21 protein-coding genes are annotated in these 23,884 nt (G+C 48.1%); 17 read left to right on the top strand and 4 right to left on the bottom strand.

Annotated elements, in window-relative coordinates:
- The first annotated feature begins 169 nt into the window (after positions 1-169).
- The 4 genes from KDN34_RS11420 (at position 170) to KDN34_RS11405 (ending at position 4,565) form a co-directional block, all read left to right on the top strand.
- The gene (locus KDN34_RS11420) at positions 170-1,102 is read left to right on the top strand and encodes a porin (protein ID WP_212593898.1); all 933 of its coding nucleotides are present in this window, start codon (positions 170-172) and stop codon (positions 1,100-1,102) included.
- A gap of 247 nt (positions 1,103-1,349) precedes the next feature.
- Positions 1,350-2,039, top strand: a complete 690-nt coding sequence (gene phoB, locus KDN34_RS11415; RefSeq protein WP_212593897.1) for a phosphate regulon transcriptional regulator PhoB — start codon at positions 1,350-1,352, stop codon at positions 2,037-2,039.
- 74 nt (positions 2,040-2,113) lie between these two features.
- Positions 2,114-3,415, top strand: a complete 1,302-nt coding sequence (gene phoR, locus KDN34_RS11410; protein WP_212593896.1) for a phosphate regulon sensor histidine kinase PhoR — start codon at positions 2,114-2,116, stop codon at positions 3,413-3,415.
- Between the two features lie 181 nt (positions 3,416-3,596).
- Entirely contained in the window at positions 3,597-4,565 is a 969-nt protein-coding gene (locus tag KDN34_RS11405; RefSeq protein WP_212593895.1) for a PstS family phosphate ABC transporter substrate-binding protein, read from the top strand.
- Between the two features lie 42 nt (positions 4,566-4,607).
- On the opposite strand, the gene KDN34_RS11400 is transcribed toward KDN34_RS11405, so the two are convergent.
- Positions 4,608-5,519 carry a LysR family transcriptional regulator gene (locus tag KDN34_RS11400; RefSeq protein WP_212593894.1) on the bottom strand — a complete coding sequence of 304 codons (912 nt, stop codon included), beginning with the start codon at positions 5,517-5,519 and terminating at the stop codon, positions 4,608-4,610.
- Between the two features lie 200 nt (positions 5,520-5,719).
- On the opposite strand from KDN34_RS11400, the gene recN reads away from it, so the two are divergent.
- Positions 5,720-7,381: a DNA repair protein RecN gene (recN, locus tag KDN34_RS11395; protein ID WP_212593893.1), complete on the top strand. Its 1,662-nt coding sequence runs from the start codon at positions 5,720-5,722 to the stop codon at positions 7,379-7,381.
- Between the two features lie 73 nt (positions 7,382-7,454).
- Here the strand turns inward: recN and KDN34_RS11390 are convergent, their stop codons facing one another.
- Together KDN34_RS11390 and barA are read right to left on the bottom strand one after the other, a co-directional pair.
- Complete coding sequence (locus KDN34_RS11390) at positions 7,455-8,054, bottom strand: YjaG family protein (RefSeq protein WP_212593892.1); 600 nt, start codon at positions 8,052-8,054, stop codon at positions 7,455-7,457.
- 4 nt (positions 8,055-8,058) lie between these two features.
- The gene (barA, locus tag KDN34_RS11385) at positions 8,059-10,827 is read right to left on the bottom strand and encodes a two-component sensor histidine kinase BarA (RefSeq protein ID WP_212593891.1); all 2,769 of its coding nucleotides are present in this window, start codon (positions 10,825-10,827) and stop codon (positions 8,059-8,061) included.
- Positions 10,828-10,922: 95 nt separating this feature from the next.
- Between barA and rlmD the strand changes: the two genes are divergently transcribed.
- The 3 genes from rlmD to mazG all read left to right on the top strand — a co-directional run bounded on the left by rlmD (position 10,923) and on the right by mazG (position 15,405).
- Positions 10,923-12,257: a 23S rRNA (uracil(1939)-C(5))-methyltransferase RlmD gene (gene rlmD, locus KDN34_RS11380; RefSeq protein ID WP_212593890.1), complete on the top strand. Its 1,335-nt coding sequence runs from the start codon at positions 10,923-10,925 to the stop codon at positions 12,255-12,257.
- A 120-nt stretch (positions 12,258-12,377) separates the two neighbouring features.
- Positions 12,378-14,585, top strand: a complete 2,208-nt coding sequence (gene relA / locus KDN34_RS11375) for a GTP diphosphokinase (RefSeq protein WP_212593889.1) — start codon at positions 12,378-12,380, stop codon at positions 14,583-14,585.
- A 34-nt stretch (positions 14,586-14,619) separates the two neighbouring features.
- Positions 14,620-15,405 (top strand): nucleoside triphosphate pyrophosphohydrolase, encoded by a 786-nt coding sequence (mazG, locus tag KDN34_RS11370; protein WP_212593888.1) that lies wholly within the window; start codon positions 14,620-14,622, stop codon positions 15,403-15,405.
- Positions 15,406-15,420: 15 nt separating this feature from the next.
- Here mazG and KDN34_RS11365 read toward each other — a convergent pair whose 3' ends face one another.
- Positions 15,421-15,660 (bottom strand): hypothetical protein, encoded by a 240-nt coding sequence (locus KDN34_RS11365; protein WP_212596715.1) that lies wholly within the window; start codon positions 15,658-15,660, stop codon positions 15,421-15,423.
- Here KDN34_RS11365 and KDN34_RS11360 point away from each other — a divergent pair.
- The 9 genes from KDN34_RS11360 (at position 15,545) to KDN34_RS11320 (ending at position 23,799) form a co-directional block, all read left to right on the top strand.
- The gene (locus KDN34_RS11360) at positions 15,545-17,182 is read left to right on the top strand and encodes a CTP synthase (protein WP_212593887.1); all 1,638 of its coding nucleotides are present in this window, start codon (positions 15,545-15,547) and stop codon (positions 17,180-17,182) included. The genes KDN34_RS11365 and KDN34_RS11360 overlap by 116 nt on opposite strands.
- A 188-nt stretch (positions 17,183-17,370) precedes the next feature.
- The gene (gene eno / locus KDN34_RS11355; RefSeq protein WP_212593886.1) at positions 17,371-18,666 is read left to right on the top strand and encodes a phosphopyruvate hydratase; all 1,296 of its coding nucleotides are present in this window, start codon (positions 17,371-17,373) and stop codon (positions 18,664-18,666) included.
- A 115-nt stretch (positions 18,667-18,781) separates the two neighbouring features.
- Complete coding sequence (gene ftsB, locus KDN34_RS11350) at positions 18,782-19,084, top strand: cell division protein FtsB (RefSeq protein ID WP_212593885.1); 303 nt, start codon at positions 18,782-18,784, stop codon at positions 19,082-19,084.
- Positions 19,085-19,129: 45 nt separating this feature from the next.
- On the top strand, positions 19,130-19,864 hold the full coding sequence (ispD, locus tag KDN34_RS11345) for a 2-C-methyl-D-erythritol 4-phosphate cytidylyltransferase (protein ID WP_228730323.1): 735 nt from the start codon (positions 19,130-19,132) through the stop codon (positions 19,862-19,864).
- 23 nt (positions 19,865-19,887) lie between these two features.
- Positions 19,888-20,388, top strand: coding sequence for a 2-C-methyl-D-erythritol 2,4-cyclodiphosphate synthase (gene ispF / locus KDN34_RS11340; protein ID WP_212593883.1), 501 nt, complete (start codon positions 19,888-19,890; stop codon positions 20,386-20,388).
- Entirely contained in the window at positions 20,382-21,446 is a 1,065-nt protein-coding gene (gene truD / locus KDN34_RS11335) for a tRNA pseudouridine(13) synthase TruD (RefSeq protein ID WP_212593882.1), read from the top strand. Before ispF ends, truD begins: the two co-directional genes overlap by 7 nt.
- A gap of 6 nt (positions 21,447-21,452) precedes the next feature.
- On the top strand, positions 21,453-22,199 hold the full coding sequence (gene surE / locus KDN34_RS11330; RefSeq protein WP_212593881.1) for a 5'/3'-nucleotidase SurE: 747 nt from the start codon (positions 21,453-21,455) through the stop codon (positions 22,197-22,199).
- The gene (locus KDN34_RS11325) at positions 22,196-22,834 is read left to right on the top strand and encodes a protein-L-isoaspartate(D-aspartate) O-methyltransferase (RefSeq protein WP_212593880.1); all 639 of its coding nucleotides are present in this window, start codon (positions 22,196-22,198) and stop codon (positions 22,832-22,834) included. Before surE ends, KDN34_RS11325 begins: the two co-directional genes overlap by 4 nt.
- An 89-nt stretch (positions 22,835-22,923) precedes the next feature.
- Positions 22,924-23,799: a peptidoglycan DD-metalloendopeptidase family protein gene (locus KDN34_RS11320; protein ID WP_407695803.1), complete on the top strand. Its 876-nt coding sequence runs from the start codon at positions 22,924-22,926 to the stop codon at positions 23,797-23,799.
- Positions 23,800-23,884: the final 85 nt, after the last annotated feature.

The raw sequence follows: 23,884 nt of genomic DNA, 5'->3' as shown, positions 1-23,884 counted from the left end.
GATTTCCTTGGAAGTCGCGGCAATTATGGGTTTGATGGGGATCAGAAATACTGCGAAATTGACTGTCACATAGACGCGAAAAAAATGAAATAAATCTGCAACAAGGCCACTGCACACTTGCGCTCGTTCCAAACCAATAACCCAGACGAGAGAACGTCGAAAGGAAAGAATGATGAACGCATTTTGCAAAACCCTACTCGCTACTGCTATCGCTACCGCTTCCATTGCTTCTGCTCAAGCAGCTGATCCGTTGACAGTTTATGGTAAGTTGAATGTGACTGTTCAAAACAATGACGAAAGCGGTGCTGATTCGGTGACTTCTGTTCAAAGTAACGCCTCTCGTTTTGGCGTTAAAGGTGATTACGACCTGGGTAATTCACTGACAGCTTTCTACACCGTTGAATATGAAGTAGCGACAGACAGTTCTTCTAGCACTAACTTTAAAGCCCGTAACCAATTTGTGGGTGTGAAGGGCGATTTTGGTGCGATCTCTGTTGGCCGTAACGATACTTTAATGAAGGGTTCTCAGGGACATGTTGATCAGTTTAATGATTTAATTGGTGACCTTAAATATCTGTTTAAGGGGGATAACCGTATGGCTCAAACCGTAACTTATCTGAGCCCGGCAATGGGCGAAGTGCGTTTCGGCGCGACTTATGTTGCCGATGCCGATGCTTCTCAAAACGGTGACAACGGTTTTTCATCTGCGCTGATGTATGGTGATGCCAGTCTTAAGAGAACTGCCGTTTACGCAGCAATCGCTTATGACTCAAAAGTCAGTGGCTATGACGTGTTGCGTGCAACTATGCAAGCCAAAATGGGCGACTTCAAACTGGGTGGTATGTACCAGCAGCAGGAAAAATCTGAGGGTGATAGCAACAGCATTAATGGTTATTTAGTAAGTGCTGCATATGATGTTAATGCTGTGACTCTGAAAGCTCAGTATCAGGATATGGACGATACTGGTAGCGGCTGGTCAGTTGGCGCTGATTACAAACTGGCTAAACCTACCAAGTTATTTGCTTTCTACACTAGCCGCTCAATGGATGTGAATACCGATCGTGATAACTACATTGGTATCGGTCTGGAACACAAGTTCTAAGACTTAGGTATAGAATATTTAAATGAAAGCCAGTCATGTGACTGGCTTTTTGCTGGTTGTAAAACCTGTATGACACTTACGCTACTGTAGTTTTGGATCTACGCTGAGATCCCCCAATAAAACTGCCTGGTTGATGGCTTTTATGACACAATAGTGGCAGTTTATGTTGAGTTGTGACTGCGTTTCATAATTTTGTCACAAAACTGACCAATAATAGCTACGTGTTAATTCACTGACAGAAACGCTTATGACTGCAAGGATTTTGATTGTCGAAGATGAGCTGGCCATTCGTGAAATGCTCACCTTTGTGATGGAACAACATGGCTTTGTTGCCAGCAGTGCAGAGGATTTCGATTCTGCCATGGCACAGCTACAGGAACCCTATCCAGATCTGATCCTGCTGGATTGGATGTTTCCGGGAGGCAGTGGCATCCAATTCGCCAAGTCTCTCAAGCAAGATGAATTTACCCGCACTATTCCCATTATTATGCTCACCGCCAGAGGCGAAGAGGAAGATAAAGTCAAAGGACTGGAAGTCGGGGCCGATGACTATATTACCAAGCCGTTTTCACCCAAAGAGCTGGTGGCGCGCATTAAAGCCGTATTACGGCGCGCTGCTCCGACGCGATTAGAAGACATGATTGAGGTGCAGGGGCTGACATTGGATCCCGTCAGTCACCGGGTTTCTGTGGGCGAGTCTGTACTGGATATGGGACCGACAGAGTTTCGATTGCTGCACTTTTTTATGACTCACCCCGAACGTGTTTATAGCCGCGAACAGTTGTTAGACAATGTTTGGGGCACCAACGTTTATGTAGAAGATCGCACCGTCGATGTGCATATTCGCCGTTTGCGTAAAGCCATCGAGCCTTCAGGTCATGATCGGTTGATTCAGACCGTACGTGGCGCAGGTTATCGCTTCTCGACCCGTAGCTGACCATTCTGAGATGGGCACATCGCGTTTTTTGCGCTATCTTGTGCCCCATCTGGCTGAATTCAGGGCCTTCTTTTATGTTTGACGCTTATTCCGGATATCGGCTGTTCTCGCGACTCGTGCTGTATCTGTTGAGTTGTCTGTTGCTTGGGTTGGTCTTTGGCCATGTGCTAGAAGTGCTTTGCCTCGGCGCCTTTCTGATGTTGGCCTGGCACTATCGACAGCTGATGCGTCTTAACTATTGGTTGTGGAAAGATCGCCGCTTAACCCCCCCTCAGGGCAGCGGCAGTTGGGAAGGCGTATTCAACGGTATTTACCGTCTGCAGGGAAAAAATCGTAAACGTATTAGTCAGTTAGCCGGATTGCTGGGGCGCTTTCGACAAGGTGCCGAGGCATTGCCGGATGCGGCGGTAGTGCTGGATTCGAGTCTCAATATTCTCTGGTGTAACAAGCTTGCCCAACTGATGTTAGGGTTGGTGTGGCCGCAGGATAATGGGCAACGGGTTGATAATCTGATCCGCCATCCGGATTTTTCTTCTTACCTCAAGAAAGGCCATTTCCAAGAACCTCTTGAACTTCCTTCTCCTGTTTCTGAAAAACGCTTATTGGAACTTCGGTTGATGGCGTATGGCGATCGACAACTGTTATTAATTGCCAGAGATATCACCCGCGTCAGGCAACTGGAAGGCATGCGTAAGGATTTTGTGGCTAACGTTTCTCATGAATTGAAAACGCCACTCACGGTGTTGCAGGGTTATCTGGAAATGATGGAAAGCATGGCGGATGCGAAAGACCCTAATCTCAAAGCATTGCAGTTGATGCAACAGCAAACTGGCCGTATGCAGTCGATGGTAGAGCAACTGCTAATGTTGTCGCGAATTGAAGACGCCGCTGAAATCAATCTGGAAAATGTGGTTGATATGAATAAGATGTTGGCGGTATTGCGGACTGAGGCTGAAGCTTTGTCCCGTGGTCGCTATCAGCTGACGTTTGAATTTGACGGCCAACTAGATGTGCACGGCAATGAGTTGCAATTGCGCAGTGCTTGTTCAAACCTGATCTCTAATGCCATTCGCTACACAGAGCCTGGCGGCACAATTGTCATCAGTTGGAAGAAGGTGGCTACCGGCGCCATGTTCAGTGTGAAAGATTCTGGGATCGGTATTCCACCGCAGCATATCGCACGTTTGACTGAACGGTTTTACCGCGTTGATAGCGCCCGTTCGCGTCAGACTGGCGGTTCAGGTTTAGGATTAGCCATTGTGAAGCATGCGTTGAGCCATCACCACAGTGAGTTGCTGGTGATGAGTGAACCCGGCAAGGGCAGTACCTTCAGTTTTGTTATTCCGCAGCATTTGCTGGCACTCTCACCAAAATAAACCAAAATTATTAGAGTTAGCAACCTAGTTTAATTTCTTTCTTATTGAATCTATTAAATTATTTATATTTCAGTGATGATGCTGGTTGTCATGTAACTGTCATCAAAAAGTCATAGACTGTTCACCGAGTCAATCAATACTGACACCCAATAATTGTGTTGCTACTGCACTGGAGCGAAACATGAAACTGAAACAGCTTGTAGGCGCGATGACCCTGACCGCCGGTTTGTTCTCTGCGGCCGCCATCGCGGCAGTAGATCCGTCCTTAGCGGATTATGAGAAAACCAGCGGTGTATCCGGAAATTTCTCGTCCGTAGGCTCGGATACCCTGGCGAATATGATGACCTTGTGGGCGGAAGAGTTTAAGCAGATGTATCCTAATGTGAACGTGCAAATTCAAGCCGCCGGCTCGTCCACCGCACCACCAGCGTTAACCGAAGGAACTTCTCAGTTTGGCCCCATGAGCCGTTCAATGAAGCCCAATGAAGAAGAAGCTTTTGAAAAACATTATGGCTATAAACCAACTCGGATCCGTGTAGCGATTGATGCTTTGGCTGTGTTTGTCCATAAGGACAATCCCATCAAGGGCTTAAGTCTGGAACAGGTCGACGGCATCTTTTCGTCAACCCACAAATGTGGCTCCGGCGATTTGACCCGGTGGGGGGATGTTGGCTTACAAGGCAACTGGGCCACTAAAGATATTCAACTTTATGGTCGTAACTCGGTATCAGGGACTTACGGTTTCTTTAAAGAACACGCCTTATGTAAAGGGGATTTCAAACCCAGTGTAAATGAGCAGCCAGGAAGTGCGTCCGTGGTGCAATCGGTATCGCAGTCATTAAATGCGGTTGGTTATTCTGGGATCGGTTATAAGACGGCGGGGGTGAAAGCCGTCGCAATCTCTAAAAAAGGTGATGACTATATTGCTGCTACCGCTGAGAATGCTGCCACAGGCACCTATCCGCTATCACGTTATTTGTATGTTTACGTGAATAAGCATCCAAATCAGGAATTGCCCCCAATGCAGCGTGAATTCATTCGCTACATTTTGTCCAAACAGGGGCAGCAAGTTGTTGAAAAAGATGGTTATGTGGCGCTGCCCAAAAGCGTGATAGAAAAAGATCTCGCCAAGGCCGGCATCAAATTGTGATGTTGTTTTGCAGATAAAACCCGCAATCGCGGGTTTTATCTTTTACGACTCAGCATCATTCATGGCAAACAACTTAGCGGCACGTGCCTGCATAAATTCGATGAAGAGCCTCACTTTCAACGGTTGTTGCCCACGCTGATGGTATAACAGCGAGATCCGCCGCTTCTCACCGCGCCATTCCGGTAACAATACCTGCAAAGTTCCCTGCTGCAACTGCTGCTTCACAAATAACTCGGGGCCATAAAGTATCCCACCACCAAGCTCGGCGGCGCGTATTGCACCATTGAGATCTGTCAGGGTTAAATTGGCTGGTCCATCGTAATAAAATGCATCACCGTCGGCATGTCGTAACGTCCAGTTGAAAAAAGGCCAAGCCTTAATAATCTTATGTCGGTGTAGTTGTTGCGGGTGTTGCAGTGCCGGGGCTTTTCTTAAGTATCCAGGCGATGCCACCATACGATAGTCCAGTACGCCCAATGAGCAGGAGATCCAGGAGGAGTCCGGTTGCGTACCTCCTACAATTGCCACATCTATCGCTTTGTCTACCAGATCAAACTCTTCATTACTTTGCGCAATATGTAACTGTATCTCTGGGTATTGCTCGCAAAACTCAGTGAGCGTGCCAATCAGTAAATTGGCGATGATTGAGATAGGCGCGGCAAGTCTGAGCGTGCCTTCCGGTTTTTCCGGACTGCCGCTATGGCTCAAGGCATCAAATTGTGAGACAACTTCCTGGTATTTTTGAAATAGTGCCAGGCCCTCTTCAGTCAGACGCAATTTACGCGTACTGCGCATCAACAACTGCCGATTAAGCTGTTCTTCCAGACGTGCGAGTTTGCGGCTCACCGTCGCAACCGGCATGTCTAACTGCCGAGCCGCCGCAGAAAAACTGCCAGCATTCACGAGATGCACGAACAGGTAGATCAACTGGAGTTCGGGGGATGGCGCTGGCATTTTATCCTCAATGATTACGTTCACTACCTTTGTATAATAACGGATAGCTATCGCTGTGTGATAGCGACGGCCTGCAATCTGTCATTAACGTTTATTCACAAAAGGTACAACTGGCGACGAGGGAGAATTATTGAACAGCTATTTACTGTATAAAAAATCAGTATATACTGTTCATTAATACAGTGCTTTGGGGATATTTTATGCTTTGCCAACTCAGCATCAACAATTTTGCCATTGTGCGTTTTCTTGAGCTGGATTTCCGTGCCGGAATGACCAGTATTACCGGTGAAACAGGTGCTGGTAAATCGATTGCTATCGATGCCCTTGGTTTGTGTCTGGGGAATCGCGCCGACGCCGGCTGTGTCAGACCTGGCGCCGAGAAGGTCGAAGTCAGTGCCCGCTTTTCGTTATTGGACGTTCCCTTAGCCAAACGATGGTTGGAGGATAACGACCTCGAATTGGATGATGAGTGTATTTTGCGGCGTACCATCGGCAGCGATGGTCGTTCGCGGGCATATATTAACGGTAACCCAGTGCCGTTGGCACAGTTAAAAGCGCTTGGACCGTTGTTGGTGGGCATCCATGGTCAACATGCTCATCACGCATTACTCAAAACCGAGCAGCAACTGATACTGTTAGATAGCTATGCTAACCATCGATTACTGCTTGACGCGGTAAGTGCGGCATATCAGCGGTTTCGTACTAACGAACAGCAGTTGCTGGAATTACAACGTTCTCAACAAGAACGTATTTCTCGTAAGCAGTTACTCAGTTATCAGGTTGAGGAGCTGAACGAATTCGGGTTGGCAGAACAGGAATTTGCCGAACTGGAGCAGGAACATAAAAAGCTGGCTAATGGCTCAGCATTGATGGAAGCCTGTCAGAACGCTATTTATCTGTTAAGTGATGGTGAAGAAAGTAATGTCGACTCATTGCTTAATAAAGCCATCAGTGTGGCTGCTGAAGTCGAAACTGTCGATCCTCAATTAGCTTCTGTTAGCAATATGCTGAATGATGCTTTAATCCAGGTGCAGGAAAGCTGCAGTGAGTTACAACGATATCTGGATAAGCTGGAGTTGGATCCAGAAGTTTTTATACAGATAGAAGAGCGCCTGTCAAAAGCGATGTTGCTTAGCCGCAAACATCATGTGCAACCGTCAACACTGTATCAACATCATCAGCAATTACTGCAAGAATTAGCCTCGCTGGATTCTGATGAGTCTCGGTTGCAAGAGATGGAACAGCAACTTTCCGCCAGTCGCGATAATTATTTGGCTCAGGCACAGAAACTGAGCCAAAGTCGCCAACGTTACGGCAAAGAGTTGGAAAAGCTGGTCACCGAATCTATCCGTGAGCTGAATATGCCCAAAGCCAAGTTTGTCATCGCTGTCGAGTTCAATGAGCAGCTGATGACCTTGCATGGCAGTGACAATGTGGAGTTTCGTGTGAGTACCAACCCTGGGCAGCCGCTGGAGAATATGGCGAAGGTGGCATCTGGCGGTGAATTGTCGCGTATCGGGCTTGGAATTCAAGTGATCACCGCCCGTAAAGTCGCAACGCCTACGCTGATTTTTGATGAAGTGGATGTGGGGATTTCTGGCCCTACTGCCGCAGTGGTTGGCCGAATGTTGCGGTCACTCGGGGAGTCAACTCAGGTGTTATGTGTCACGCATTTACCGCAGGTGGCGGGCAATGGGCATCAGCACATGTATGTGGCGAAACAAAGTAAGGGTGGCATGACAGAAACCTCAATGGTGCCCTTGGATCATGAGCAACGGATCCAGGAACTGGCACGGCTGCTGGGGGGCGACATTATTACAGACAACACGCTTGCCAATGCGCGTGAATTACTGAATGCCTGATGGCGGTAATTAGGGTAAACGCTGAATAAAGGGCCGGATGGTCGCCGGCCTTGTCAAGCAACTTTCCCATGGCTCAGTTAAGCGTGATGCCGATATTTGATACTCCGGCAGCTACAATCTCTTTGCGCAATTCTTTAATAAACTCAGCATTGAGCTGCGGCTGCTCTTCAATAATTGCCAGCAATGATTCTTGCAACTCACGCTCTTCCTGCATGACTTCGTGGGCAAAGACGAAATCTTCCAGTTGCTGTTCTGTAAGCGCCTCTGGCGCAATTGCTTCAATATAATTGGCAACGGTAGACGATGACAGTTTGGAAATATTAATAATGTCATCTTCAATTTTGCTTTCAAGGGCACCTAATAACGACGACAGCGCGACCACTGCATCAAGTGCTGGATACACACCATAGACATCGAAATTTTCTGGTTCCGGAGTGTTTTCTTCCAGTTTTGCTAACTGTAACTCTATGTTTAATTTTAGTTTATTGTCGTATAACGATTGCCATAACAGCTGCAATAGCGTATCAAGCACTGCCGGGTTACCAAATTGGCATACATCGGAAAATAGCTGATAGTTTGGTAACATGCGCTGGCACAGTGCAATGGCAAACAATTTTTTCTGCGGCAGACTTAGTGCTTTAAGCCGTTTGAAAAATCCCGCTTTTACATTCATGGGTTCAATCCGTTACAAGAGATGAGAGTAACTTTTGGGCCGCAGATTCTACCTTAGTCAGCTCATCAAGTAACTCAAGAATTTCCGGCTCCATATCGCTTAGTGCCGCACCATGCTTCAATGCTGACTCTACTGTCTGACACAACTGCTGCAAGGTAGGCACACCAGAATAGCAACATGCCCCATGTAATTTGTGGATAATACTCAGGAGTCGCGGTTGTTGCCGTTGTTCTAACGCCGCTTCAATATCAGCGCGGGTGTCTGGAATAGTATTAACCAACATTTGCAACATTTCTTGCGCTAGTGCCGGTTTATCATTGGCCTGTGAGATACAAAGAGCCCAATTCAAGGTTCGATGATCAATCGGTACGATTTTAGGCTGTGAGTGCCAGCGGTTAAGAATAGCTTTTAAGGCAATTTCATCTATCGGTTTCGGTAGGTAGCCATCCATGCCTCCGCTAAGAATACGTTCTCGCTCTTCATTTATGGCGTGTGCAGTGACCGCGATAATCGGCGTATTTTGATTGAGACTATTTTCGCGGATGGCCGCAGTAGCCGTAAGACCATCGATTCCCGGCATCTGGATATCCATAAAAATCACGTCGAAAGCCGTTTGCCGGGCAGCCTCGACTGCCAGTTGACCATTTTCCGCCGTTTGTACCTCGGTAACCAATTCCTGTAGCAGAGTGTCAATCAGTTTGAGGTTGGCGGGATTATCATCGACCGCCAACACTTTCATCGCTAATTGGGTGGATTCCTGCGCTGTGGTCGGAAGCATGATAGCTTCGGGTGCTATCTGCAATTCCAGCATATTTCTTACCAACGCATGTTCACCCACTGGGTTGCGGAGCACTGTGTCTGCCAATGGTCTGATAATCGTATTCAATAATTGCTGATCATGAGAGTCAGATAAGGCAATCAGCACCTTAGTGCATTTGCGTGAACTTTTTAACATCTGCTTGAGTGTCGTTTTATCGGTAAACTCATCGCAGGCTAACAACATAAAATCAAACGCGGGTTGCTTCGCCAGCAACTGTTTAAGTTGGGCATCGCTATTTACCTGTTCAACTTTCATATGCCAATATTGCAGCCGTCGCTGCAATACCGCGGCAGACAGCGTCCGTGGTTCAAACAGCATGACGCTTTTGCCAGAGAGTTGTTGCAGCGGCAGATGTTCACCCAAGGGATAGGGGCTCTGCGACAGGGGCAGGGTAAACCAGAAGGTGGAGCCTTTGCCCGGGCGGGAAGTAAAACCAATCTGCCCCCCCATCTGATTAATAAGGCGTTTTGTAATAATCAGGCCTAAGCCGGTGCCGCCGTAGCGACGGGAAATCGAAGAGTCTGCCTGACCAAATGCCTGGAATAATAACTCCTGTTGCTCAGCTTCGATGCCAATACCCGTGTCTGAAACTTCGCAGTGCAGCTCGACACGGTCATCTTGCAAGCTGTTGACATCGACCTTCAGCAACACACTGCCTTTCTCGGTAAATTTGATGGCATTGCCCACGAGGTTCGTGATGATTTGGCTGACGCGCATGGCATCGCCACTCACGGTATCAGGAACTTCTGGCATCACATCAACGACCAGTTCCAACTGCTTTTCATGTGCCTGAGTCGACAGCAACATCACGGTTTCTTCCAGATTTTCCCGCAGTGAAAATGGCATATTTTCCAGCACCATTTTACCGGCTTCCAGTTTGGAAAAATCCAGAATGTCATTGATGATGCTTAGCAGGTTACTGGCACTACGCTCAATGGTGCGGATGTAGTCGAGCTGACTTGCGTGCAAGGGGGTTTTCAACAACTGTCTGGCAAAGCCAATAACACCGTTAAGCGGCGTGCGTAATTCATGCGACATGTTGGCCAAGAATTCCGATTTGATGCGACTGGCTTCCAATGCTCTTTTCTTGGCCAAGTCCAACTCTACGTTCTGGATTTCAATCTGCTCCAGTGTTTCCCGCAGATCTGATGTCGCCTGATCGATATTTTGTTGCATCTCATCATGGTACTCAGACAATGAACCGGCCATGGCGTTGATCCCGCGTTTTAGCAGATCCAGCTCACCAATCAAATTACCACCGACCCGGGTATCCAGTTTACCTTCGCGGATTTTCGCCACGACCCGTACCATTTCGGTAATGGGTTGCGTCACGTTTTTTACCAAGCGGAAAGTGAACAATAAATTCAGCTGAACGCCAATCAATACGATGATAAACGCCGCTAATGCCGCACGATGTTGCTCCAGCAGTGCCCGTTCTTTATTTAACAACATCGCGACATAGCCAACCGGCTTGTCGGCCTGAGAGACTCCGGGAACGTCATCCAGTGTCAGTAAATTACCACTGGCATAGATCGGGGTTCTGACCACCAGACTATCACCCATCTGCTCAAATTGGGTTTGGGTCAGTGTGGAAATATCCTGCGGATAACGCATCAACTCAAAGTCTTTGTGATAGTGGGAGGTGACAAACAGTTGGTTGTCAGCATTAAAAATGGCGATGGATTGTACGAGTGTTGATTTGTTAAGTTGTGCCGCGGCGAGGAGTCTTTTGGCCGCTTCGCGGTTATTACTCATCAAACTGGCCTCACCAGCGATGGCCAGTGGCTCAATGATATTACTCCCCTGGTCGCGCAGCGTATCTTCCAATTCATAGAAGCGATTTATGGTAAAATACGCGCCCAGCAGAATACCCACCAAAATTGTCGGTGCCAACGCCAGCACCAGTACCCAGGAGCGCAGGCTGTATTTGGTCATGTAGTTGGGGCTTTTCATCGACAAGGGCGTATTCCGCAATAGAGTTAAAACGTTACTAGACTGCCAGATTAGGCGTTACTTTTACCAGTATTTTTATTGTCCAAGAGAGCTTCATGGCACAATTTTTCAAAGCAAAACCAAAAACATCGGCGTTAATGCCGAAAAAGATCCAGGTAACTGCTAGTACCCTGGATCATCTTGGCGCGGGGGTCGCGCAGCTTGATGGCAAAGTGTTATTCGTGCCTGGGCTGTTGGCCGGGGAAGTGGCCGAAGTCAAAATGACCGAGGATAAAAAGCAATATGCTCGCGCGCAGCTGATAAAAGTACAACAGGCCTCTGAGCAGCGCTGTCAGCCACTCTGTCATTACTACGGTAGTTGTGGTGGGTGTGATTTACAGCATTTGCAGATTGAGGCGCAACGTCGCTACAAACAACAAGTCCTGACTGAATTATTCGAAAAGTTCTCTGGTATCGACGTGTTGCCCGAAATTGAAGTGCTTAGTGGTGAGCCTGTGGCATATCGTCGTAAAGCGCGTTTAGCAACCTGGTTTGACAAGACTAGCAAGCGTTTTTTCATGGGCTTCCGTGCGCGAGAAAGTAGCAAGGTCGTCGCTGTGAATGAATGTCCGGTATTGGCTCCCGCGCTGTCAGCACTGATAAAACCCTTGGCGTCGTCATTGGCACAGTTACAGGGAATTACCAGTCTTGGGCACGTGGAATTGATCGCAGCTGACAGTGGCATTTTGGTCGTTCTGCGGGTGACAAAGCCATTATCAGACAAAGACCGGCAGCGCTTATTGGCATTAGCACAGAAACTCGATTGCCAACTGGTATTGCAAGGTGAGGATGGTGCGTATGACTACCTGCATGGTGCCCAGCCATTTTATCGATTCACTCTGGCCAGCCAGCCGCTGACACTGCATTTTAACCCGGGTAACTTCATTCAGGTAAACGGCGGAGTGAATCAACTGATGATCGCCAAGGCGTTAGAGTGGCTAGCCCCAAAAACGGGTGAACACATTCTCGACTTATTCTGTGGTATGGGAAATTTCAGCCTGCCTATTGCGGCAACTGGTGCCAAGGTCACCGGGGTTGAAGGGGTGCCATCGCTGGTTGAACAGGCTCAAACTAACGCCATCGCTGCCGGACTGAGCAATGCGGAATTTTATTGCGCGGATTTGAATGGCGATTTACGTGGACAACCTTGGCTGACTCAAGTCGATAAGTTATTGCTGGATCCTAGTCGTGCCGGTGCCTGGGAGTTGTTGGCGTGCCTGCCAAAGTTGCAACCGGCATCATTGGTTTATGTATCATGTAATCCCGCCAATCTGGCGCGGGATAGTGTCAGATTAGTAGAACAAGGTTATCAGCTAGATAAACTGGTGCTCTTGGATATGTTTCCACAGACGCATCATATTGAGGCCATGGCACTCTTTTCGCACAAATAAACGCCAGCTTTACGCGAGATTTTCCAAAAAGCGACATAAGGGATTTGACTTCCCGCAAGCAATACCCAAGATAGAGAGTCTTGACGCGTCTGTTTATCAGACCCAAAAAAGGAAGCAAAGATGGTATCTGTTCGCGAAGCGCATTTTCAGGATCCGGACTTTACGTTGGACGAGTGGGTCAAACGCCACGTCGCTCAGCCCGAGGAAGCTCAGAAGCTACTGGTGTTATTCCAGCAGCTTGAAAGCTTGCCGCTCGGTAAGTGCCGTATTCCGCAGGCGGAGCTACAGGCCAAATCCCGCGAATTAATTGAGATCCTGGCGCCGCTGAATATGGATATCGACACCTTGTTGGCGTCAGCACTGTTCGTCTATTTTGAAGCCGGACTGCTAAATGAAGAATATTTGCAGGAAAAGTGTTCGTCAGGATTAGCTGCATTAGTGCGCAGCGTGAAGACCATGGATGCCATTGGTTATTTGCAGCTGAATCAGGATAGCCGTGCGGCCGAGCCGCAAATCGATAACATCCGTAAAATGTTGTTGGCGATGGTGGAAGATGTACGCGCGGTGGTTATCAAATTGGCCGAACGAGTATTTCTGTTGCGACAGGTCAAGGGGTCAGATGAAGAAACCCGGGTGTTGCTTGCCAGAGAGATTGCCGATATTTACGCGCCGCTGGCAAACCGCCTGGGGATTGGTCAACTGAAATGGGAGTTGGAAGATCTTTCCTTTCGTTACCTGCATCCCGATACCTACAAAGAAATTGCCCGGCAGTTAGACGGTAAACGGCTTGACCGCGAAGTCTATATCGAGAATTTCGTCGATCAACTGCAAAAAAAGCTGGATGAAGAGCAAATTCGCGCCAAAGTGTATGGACGCCCCAAGCATATTTACTCAATTTGGCGAAAGATGCGCGGTAAGCACCTAAAATTTGACGAGTTATTTGATGTGCGTGCCGTGCGGGTCGTCACCGAACGATTGCAGGACTGCTATGGCGCGCTGGGGGTGGTGCACACGCTGTGGCATCACATTCCCCGTGAATTTGATGATTACATTGCTAACCCCAAGCCTAATGGCTATCAGTCAATTCATACTGTGGTTGTCGGGCCGGAAGGTAAAACCGTCGAGATCCAGATCCGTACCCAGCAGATGCATGAAGACGCCGAACTGGGGGTCGCTGCTCACTGGAAATACAAAGAAGGTACTGCGGGTAAACAAACCGGTTACGAAGAGAAGATCAATTGGCTGCGTAAGATCCTGCAGTGGCAGGAAGATGTGGCTGAAAGTGGTAACCTGGTGGAAGAGATCCGTTCTCAGGTGTTTGAAGATCGGGTGTATGTGTTTACCCCGACCGGTGAAGTCGTCGACTTGCCTGGGGGGTCTACCGTACTCGACTTTGCCTACTATATTCATTCGCAGATTGGTCACCGCTGTATCGGTGCCAAGGTCGATGGCCGTATCGTCCCCTTTACTTATCAGGTGCAAACAGGGGAGCGGGTCGAGATTATTACCTCTAAAACCCCCAATCCCAAACGCGACTGGCTTAACCCCAACTTGGGTTACATCAAAACTTCGCGTGCGCGAAGCAAGATCCTGCATTGGCTGAAGCAGCAGGACCGTGATAAAAATCTGGCCGCAGGCAGAGAAATGCTGGAGGCGGAATTATCACGCATTGGCCTTAATCTTAAGGATGCCAATATCGCTGTTGAGCGTTTCAATGTGGGCAATATGGACGACCTATTGGCGGCCATAGGTGGCGGTGATGTGCGTTTAAACCAAGTGGTGAACTATGTTCAGGGGCAGTTCCGTCAGGAACAACCTTCTGAAGAAGACGCCATTGAAGAACTGGTGAAAAAGGGCGGTCAAAAAGCCAGCAGTGGTAGCAAAGATCGTATTGAAGTGAATGGCGTCGGTAACCTTATGAGTCATCTGGCCCGGTGCTGTCAGCCTGTTCCCGGTGATGAGATCTTTGGTTTTATCACAAAAGGTCGTGGCATCTCGGTACATAGAGCTGACTGCGAACAAGTGAAAGAGTTGATGCGAGCGCATCCGGAGCGTTTAGTGGATGTGGTCTGGGGCGAAAACTACTCTGGCGGCTATAAAGTCCGATTGCGGGTATTGGCTAATGACCGCACCGGTCTGTTGCGGGATTTAACTTCGGTGTTAGCGGCTGAAAAGTCGAATGTGCTGGCGATGAACACCTCATCTGACGTGAAAACCCAGACCGCTACCATAGAGTTAGAGATGGAACTCTATAATGTGGAAGGTTTGTCGCGCGTGATTTCAAAACTGAATCTGGTCGATGGTGTTCTGGAAGCGCGCCGTTTGTAGTCGGTCGTGATATGAGTGATAGGTATAGACAGCTGTGAGTAATCCCGATATTGAACGCCTGTTGGCAATTATGGAAAAACTCCGCGACCCTCAGCAGGGCTGTCCTTGGGACAAGGAACAGACGTTTACGTCGATCATTCCATTCACTCTGGAAGAAGCCTATGAAGTCGCCGATGCTATTGAGCGTGAAGACTGGGCGGAGTTACCGGCAGAACTGGGCGATTTACTGTTTCAGATAGTGTTTTATTCGCAGCTTGGCAAAGAGCAGCAACAGTTCGATTTTAGCACAGTAGTCTCTCGTATCTGCGACAAACTGGTGCAGCGCCATCCCCATGTATTTGCCGATGCGGATATTAAAGATTTGCATGATAACTGGGAAAAACTTAAAGCGGGTGAGCGGCAGGCAAGACAGCTGAATTCCATACTTGATGACATTCCGAACGCATTACCTGCGCTCACTCGGGCAGCAAAAATCCAGAAGCGGGTAGCGCGAGTCGGTTTTGATTGGGGCGAATTATCGCCGGTAGTCGACAAGGTGCGAGAAGAGTTGGATGAAGTGATTGTCGAAGCACAAACTTCACCGCAAATACCACAGAAAGTGCAGGAAGAAGTTGGTGATCTGCTGTTTGCCGCAGTGAATCTTGCACGGCATCTGGGGGTGAATCCGGAAGAAGCACTGCGGCAGGCTAATCACAAATTTGAACGCCGTTTTCGTGGGGTAGAGCAACGGGTTCATGAGTCTGGAAAAGCGTTCGAAGAACATTCTTTAATGTCATTGGACCAGTACTGGGAGCAGGTGAAACAGCAGGAGCGTAGCTAATCTGCCGCCTTTTATTTAAATATTCAGGTAAATTTCTGCCTCTGTTGGTTTGGTAAATCCAGCCGTCTTTGATATACTGTCGCCCCGTCCAGGCGCTTCATCCAAGCGCTGAATTCTCACTCTTTTTCTCAGGTTCAGCATGACTACAAGGTATATCTTCGTAACCGGTGGTGTGGTTTCATCACTTGGCAAAGGCATTGCAGCAGCATCTTTGGCTGCAATATTAGAGGCGCGGGGCCTCAATGTGACCATCATGAAGTTGGATCCTTACATCAACGTTGATCCGGGAACCATGAGTCCTATCCAGCACGGCGAAGTCTTTGTCACAGAAGACGGTGCGGAAACTGATCTGGATTTGGGCCACTATGAACGTTTTATTCGCACGAAAATGGGCCGCCGGAATAACTTTACTACCGGCCGTATTTACGAAGAAGTGCTGCGTAAGGAACGCCGTGGTGACTATCTGGGCGCGACTATTCAGGTGATCCCCCATATCACCAATGCGATTAAGGAAAAAGTGCTGGAAGGCGGTGAAGGTCACGACGTAGCCATTGTTGAAATTGGTGGTACTGTCGGTGATATCGAGTCTTTGCCATTCCTCGAATCTATTCGTCAGTTGGGGGTTGAGCTGGGCCGCGAGCGCAGCATGTTCATGCACCTGACTTTAGTGCCATTTATTGGCCCTGCTCAGGAAGTGAAAACCAAACCGACACAGCACTCAGTTAAAGAACTGCGTTCTATCGGTATTGCGCCTGATATTCTGGTGTGCCGAGGCGACCGGGCAATTCCGGCGACTGAGCGCGCTAAAATTTCCCTGTTCTGTAACGTCGAAGAAAAAGCGGTTATTTCACTGCGCGACGTTGATTCTATCTATAAAATCCCGGCGCTGTTGCGTTCTCAGGGATTGGATGAACTGGTCGTTAAACGCTTTGGCCTGCAATGTCAGGAAGCCGATCTTTCTGAATGGGAAAACGTGATTTATCAGGAAGCCAACCCGAATGCTGAAGTGACCATCGGCATGGTGGGTAAATACACTGAGTTGCCTGATGCATATAAATCCGTTAACGAAGCCTTGAAACATGCCGGGATTAAGACTCGCGTCTCAGTGCATATTAAATACATTGATTCTCAGACTGTCGAAGCGAAGGGCGTAGAAGTACTGGAAGGGCTTGATGGTATTCTGGTCCCAGGTGGTTTCGGTTCTCGTGGTATTGAGGGCAAGATCATGGCTGCTCAATACGCCCGTGAACATAAGCTGCCTTATTTCGGTATTTGTTTGGGTATGCAGGTGGCACTGATTGAGTTTGCTCGTCACGTTGCTGGCATGGAAGGTGCCCACTCTACTGAATTTGAACCCAAAACACCTTACCCAGTGGTTGGTCTTATTACCGAATGGATTGATGAAGAAGGCCATGTTGAACACCGCAGCGAAAACTCAGATCTGGGCGGTACTATGCGACTGGGGGCTCAGTTGTGTCATTTGATACCAGGCACCAAAGCTGCAGCGGCTTATGGCAGTGAAAATTGCGTTGAACGTCATCGCCATCGCTATGAAGTGAATAACACCTATGTTCCTAGACTTGAACAGGCGGGGTTGGTGTTCAGTGGTTTATCGTCAGATCGTAAATTGGTTGAGATGATTGAATTGCCGGATCACCCTTGGTTTGTCGCCGGGCAGTTCCATCCGGAATTTACTTCAACACCGCGCGATGGTCATCCGCTGTTTGAAGGGTTTGTCGCGGCAGCCAGCGCCTATCAAAAAAGCAAATTAGGCTAAAACATACAAGCCGGTGCGAGTTAATTGCACCGGCTTTTTTATTTAATCCTGCGATGCCTCATCAAGCGTCCGAGAATGTCGTATGATGAGACATTGCGGCAGTATCAAAAGCCCTGTACCCATGTCATGGGGATGCTATATGGGTATGGGTTTTATCTTTTAATCTTTATCTCTGAACTGAGGATATTATGGCTAAGATCGTTAAAGTCATTGGTCGCGAAATCATGGATTCGCGCGGTAACCCCACTGTAGAAGCTGAAGTGCATCTGGAAGGTGGATTTATCGGTATGGCGGCAGCGCCATCAGGCGCCTCTACCGGTAGCCGTGAAGCATTGGAACTGCGTGATGGTGACAAAAGCCGTTATTTAGGCAAAGGCGTTCTGAAAGCCGTGGCTAACATTAACGGCCCGATCTGTGATGCACTGTTGGGCAAAGATGCTACAGCCCAAGCTGAGATTGACAACATCATGATTGCACTGGACGGTACCGAAAACAAAGATAAACTCGGTGCTAACGCAATTCTGGCCGTATCATTGGCTGCCGCCAAAGCTGCCGCAGCCTTCAAGGGGATGCCATTGTATGCCCACATCGCCGAGCTGAATGGTACACCCGGTCAGTACAGCATGCCGGTGCCGATGATGAATATTCTCAACGGTGGTGAACATGCTGATAATAACGTCGATATTCAAGAGTTTATGGTTCAGCCTGTAGGTGCAAAAAATTTCCGTGAAGCATTGCGCATGGGTTCTGAAATTTTCCATAATCTGAAGAAAGTCCTGAAAGCCAAAGGATTGAATACTGCCGTTGGTGATGAAGGTGGTTTTGCGCCGAACCTGTCATCTAACGCTGATGCCTTGGCTGTTATCAAAGAAGCGATTGCGGCAGCCGGTTATAATCTGGGTACTGACGTGACTTTGGCTCTGGACTGTGCGGCGTCAGAGTTTTACAAAGATGGTAAGTACGATCTCGCCGGTGAAGGCAAAGTGTTTACCGACAAAGAATTCTCAGATTTCCTTAAATCACTGACAGAACAATATCCGATCGTGTCTATTGAAGACGGTCTTGATGAGTCTGACTGGGAAGGTTGGGCGTATCTGACCAAGATCCTCGGTGACAAAATTCAGTTGGTGGGTGATGATCTGTTTGTGACCAACACTAAAATCCTGGCTCGCGGTATCGAACAGGGTATCGGTAACTCCATTCTTATCAAGTTCAACCAGATTGGCTCACTGACTGAGACCCTGGCTGCGATTCGCATGGCAAAAGCGGCTGGTTACACGGCTGTGATTTCTCACCGCAGCGGCGAAACTGAAGATGCTACTATTGCGGATCTTGCGGTAGGTACTGCTGCTGGACAGATTAAGACCGGCTCTCTGTGCCGTTCAGATCGTATTGCCAAGTACAACCAACTGTTACGTATCGAAGAACAGTTAGGTGAAAAGGCACCTTTTTGGGGGCGGTCAGCGATTAAAGGTCAGGCATAAGCCTGCTTTTTAGCGACACAGATATAAACTGATGCAAAAAGGCCGCCACTTGGTGGCCTTTTTTGTTGTACTATCTGTCGCAGAACGTTTTATCAGGAATGGTTGCACGCGACTTATGAAACCTTTGCTCTTGTTAGGATGCCTGTTGCTTGGTCTGATGCAGTATCGCTTATGGTGGGGCGAAAATAGCCTCACTGAGTATTATCATTTGGATCATCAGATTGCCGAGCAGCAACAGAATAACGATGAACTGGATGCCAGAAACCAGGCGTTAAAAGAGGAAATTTCTGATTTGCGCAGTGGCAAAGAAGCTATTGAAGAACGTGCGCGCAATGAACTGGGGCTCATTAAAAAGGGTGAAACTTTTTATCGGGTGGTTGGTGGCGATCAACGTTCAATGACCGTGTCTAGTAACTGATATATCGTGCTGTTCATCGTCTATATTTCTTAAATGCAGGGCACCATGAAACAATCTGAAACGCAGTTTGATAATGAAGCATATGCGTCTCAATCCGTAGTGGCTATCGTTCCGGCAGCAGGTATTGGCAGTCGTATGGGCGCCAATCGTCCCAAACAATATTTGCCGTTGTTGGATAGCTGCATTCTTGGCATTACGTTGCAACTATTGTTGGACCACCCTGATATTGCACGGGTAGTTGTGGCATTACATTCACAGGATCAATTCTTTTCAACATTATCACAAGCTCAACACCCAAAACTTCATACCGTTGAGGGGGGACTTGAGCGTGCGAATTCGGTTCTGGCCGCATTACAAAATGTCCATGAGACCAATGCCTGGGCTTTGGTACACGATGCCGCAAGACCATGTTTGACTCATCAGGATATCGATAGGCTGTTGGCGGCACGGCAACAATTTCCTCAAGGTGCCATTTTGGCAGCGCCAGTGCGCGATACCATGAAGCGAGCCTCTGCTGATGGTTGTGTAGCGTCCACGGTATCTCGCGAAGCACTTTGGCATGCGCTCACACCCCAGTTATTTCCTGCGCAAGAACTACAACGGAATCTCGCAGCAGCGATTGCAGCCGGTATTCAGGTGACGGATGAAGCTTCGGCTATGGAGTGGGCGGGGGTTCATCCCGGGCTGGTAACCGGCCGGAGTGACAATATTAAGATAACGCATCCGGATGACCTGCCATTGGCAACGTTATATCTGCGTCATCAGCGAGAGCAGCGTTAAGTCCGGAGCAACTGGAGTAATTGATGAAGATACGTATCGGACATGGTTTTGATGTCCATAAATTCGGCGGTGTTCAACCGTTGATCCTCGGCGGTGTTACTGTGCCTTACGAAACGGGTTTGGTTGCACATTCGGATGGTGATGTGGTGCTGCATGCCGTAGCAGATGCGTTGTTGGGGGCGATGGCTCTCGGGGATATAGGACACCATTTCCCTGATACAGATCCTCAGTTTAAAGGAGCTGACAGTCGGGTGTTGCTGCGTCATTGTTTTGAGCTCGTTAGGCAGCGCGGTTTTGGCCTGGGCAATCTTGATGTCACCATTATTGCGCAAGCGCCTAAAATGGCACCGCACATCGACGCGATGAGAATGGTACTGGCGGTCGATTTACAGGCAGAGCTAGATGCGATTAATGTTAAAGCGACTACTACTGAAAAACTTGGGTTTACTGGTCGCAAAGAAGGTATTGCGGTCGAAGCGGTAGTACTGCTGCAATCAGCTGCAGAGGAGCATGTCGCGTGGTAGAACTCCATTATCTATATGGAAAGCCTCATAGTTGTGGGAATCTGCGAACCTACAACGAAGATTTTTTAGTACAGGAATTGCTGCCATTTGCACCAACTGGTGAAGGCGAACATCACTTACTGCATATTCGAAAGAGCGGGTTAAATACCGCTGCGGTAGCGGAAATGCTGGCTAAATTTGCTGGTGTACATCCTAAAGAAGTGACCTTTGCTGGTCAGAAAGATAAAAATGCAGTCACAGAACAATGGTTTGGTATACGCATTCCGGGAAAAGAAACGCCTGATTGGCAACAATTGAATGCCGACAATTTGCAAGTGTTAGCCAGTCATCGTCATAGCAAAAAGCTGAGAATTGGTGCATTGACCGGTAATCGGTTTACGCTGATTTTAAGAGAACTCAGTGATCCTGATGACGTCCAAAAGCGTTTACAGCAGATCCGTGAACATGGTGTGCCTAACTATTTTGGCGAGCAGCGATTCGGTCATCAAGGGGGCAATATCACTAAAGCTCGCGAAATGTTGGCTGGGAGAAAAGTTAAAGACCGTAATAAACGTTCACTCTATCTGTCAGCATTGCGATCTATGCTGTTTAACGCCGTGACCTCCACCAGATTATCGCAGCATTCTCAAGCATTGTTGGCTGGCGATTGTGTGATGCTGGCTGGAAGCAACAGTTTTTTTGTGGCAGAACAGTGGGATGAAGTCCTTAAACGACGTTTAGCGGAGCAGGATATTCAACTGTCGGCACCATTATGGGGGCGAGGTACACCGTTGTGTACTGGCGATGCCTTAGCATTTGAAAGTCGTGTCCTGGAAGCCTATGCCGATGATCTTAAGGGGCTAGAAGATGTGGGGTTATCTCAGGAGCGGCGACCATTATTTCTGTGTCCGCAAGCGATGAGTTGGTCTTTGATCCCGGAAGGCTTGAAAGTTAGCTTTGTATTACCCGCGGGGGCTTATGCCACCTCGGTATTGCGCGAAGTGCTGGATTATACCGATGTTGCAGAAATGCGCTGGCAACAGGCCGTTGCCGAAAAAGAAGCAAATCAGGGCGGGTAAGCGACGATGAAGATTCTGGTCAGTAATGATGATGGTGTCATGGCTCCAGGGATTAAAGTGCTGACAGAGACACTGTCGCAGGTTGCTTCGGTGCAAACTGTCGCGCCAGATCGTAACTGCTCTGGTGCAAGTAATTCGTTGACCTTGACTAATCCTTTAAGGATTAATAAGTTAGATAACGGTTATATCTCGGTTAACGGTACCCCCACAGATTGCGTGCATTTAGCCATACGTGAACTCTGTAATGGCGAGCCTGATATGGTGGTATCCGGTATTAATGCTGGCGCGAACATGGGTGATGATACCTTATACTCAGGTACGGTGGCGGCTGCTATGGAAGGGCGTTTTCTGGGTTTACCAGCAGTAGCAGTATCTTTAGCGGGGCGGGCATTAACGCATTACGGTACTGCCGCCGCATACACGCTGAAAATTATTGAAGGGCTGAAACGCTTTCCAATCGCCTCCGATCAGATCCTCAATATTAATGTGCCGGACTTACCTATGGATCAGATCCAGGGGATCAGAGTTACCCGACTGGGAACGCGACACAAAGCGGAGGATATGGTGCGAACTACCGATCCTCATGGGCGTGAGATATTCTGGCTTGGCCCTCCTGGAATAGAACTGGATGTGGGCGACGATACCGATTTTTATGCTGTGGCGCAGGGCTTTGTATCTATTACGCCGTTAACAGTAGATTTGACCGCCTATCGTCAGCTATCACAACTGCAACAGTGGATTGAGAAACTATGAGTCGCGCAGCATCTGCATCTGCGGCATTACAGTTAACCCGAAAATTAAGCGAGGCGGGTATCACTCACCCCGCAGTGCTACAGGCGTTGGCAGCAACTCCTCGGGAGATGTTTGTCGATGGTGCACTGGCGCACAAGGCTTATGAGAATACCGCTTTACCAATAGGTTCTGGGCAGACCATTTCTCAGCCCTATATCGTTGGACGTATGACCGAACAGGTGTTAGCGGTCAATCCGACAAAGGTGCTGGAAATTGGCACAGGGTCAGGTTATCAAGCCGCAATTCTGGCGCAACTAGTTCCGCAGTTATACACAGTTGAACGCATTAAAAGTCTTCAAATACAGGCCAGACAGCGACTGAAACGGTTAGATCTGCACAACGTATCGTTTAAATATGGTGACGGGTGGCAAGGTTGGGTCAATCGTGCACCATTTGATGCAATTGTGGTTACTGCCGCTGCTGCTGAGATCCCAGAAGCCTTATTGCAACAGTTAGCGGATGGCGGTGTTCTGATAGTGCCTGTGGGGGAAGATAATCAGCAATTGCTGAGAATTATCCGGCAGGGAGAAAAATATACATCCAGCGTGATTGAATCGGTTCGATTTGTACCATTAGTCAGTGGGGCTTTGGCATAAATTGCGTCAAGCGATTAGAGAGGAATGGAGTGTCCCAGGAAGAACGTCATAGCGCTTTTCAAATATTGTGCCGAAGGCTCTGCTATGGCGTGGTAATCGTTGCCGCGATATTGTCCGTTTCAGCTTGTAGCTTCCAGTCTTATCATCCCGCTCCCGTTTATTCGGTTAACGGATCCCACCCGATTATTGCAAAGGGCTATCTCAACTCAGCTAAAACTTACAAAGTGAATAAAGGTGATACCCTTTATTCAATCGCCTGGGCAGCGGATAAAGATTATCAAGAGTTGGCCAAGATAAATCGTCTAGACAGTGCTTACACCATTTACCCTGGGCAGATACTTCACCTGAACCCCATTTCATCAAATAAAAAAGTACATAATTTGAGCAATTACTCCAAACGTAAGAATGAAAACTATGGAGATAAAATTAATAAAAAACAAAATGATAAATTAAAAAATGCAACAGTTCAGTCAGTGCGACCGGCATCACAAAAAACACTTGATTCCGATCACAAGTCTGCGTACTCTGTAACCACTAGTAAACAAGATGTTAACGGAATTATCCACAGTTCAGGTACCATCTTACCTGACGAAGTTGGTCAATGGTTGTGGCCAGCGAACGGGAATGTGGTAGCAACTTTTTCTAGTACCGAGCAAGGCAATAGAGGGATAAAGATTGCCGGTAACCGTGGCGATATTATAAAAGCCGCTGCAGATGGTCGGGTTGTCTATGCGGGTAATGCTTTACGAGGATATGGGAATCTCGTCATTATCAAGCACAGTGATGATTATCTTAGTGCGTACGCCCATACCGATAAAATCTTAGTTAAGGAACAGCAAAACGTGTCCGCAGGACAGACTATTGCCACGATGGGAAGTACAGGTACCGACCAAGTAATGTTGCATTTTGAAATTCGTTACCATGGTCAATCTGTTAACCCACTAAAATATTTACCCAAACGTTGATGGTTTGGCGCCACTTTGGCATTGGAGGAAAACGCCAGATGTAGATTGTTTATCCAAATTTTGGGAGAGCACATTATGAGCCGAA

Source organism: Shewanella yunxiaonensis, assembly GCF_018223345.1.
Classification (GTDB): Bacteria; Pseudomonadota; Gammaproteobacteria; order Enterobacterales; family Shewanellaceae; genus Shewanella; species Shewanella yunxiaonensis.
The sequence above is the reverse complement of the archived record's forward strand: the minus strand, read 5'-3'. Positions and strand labels throughout refer to the sequence as shown.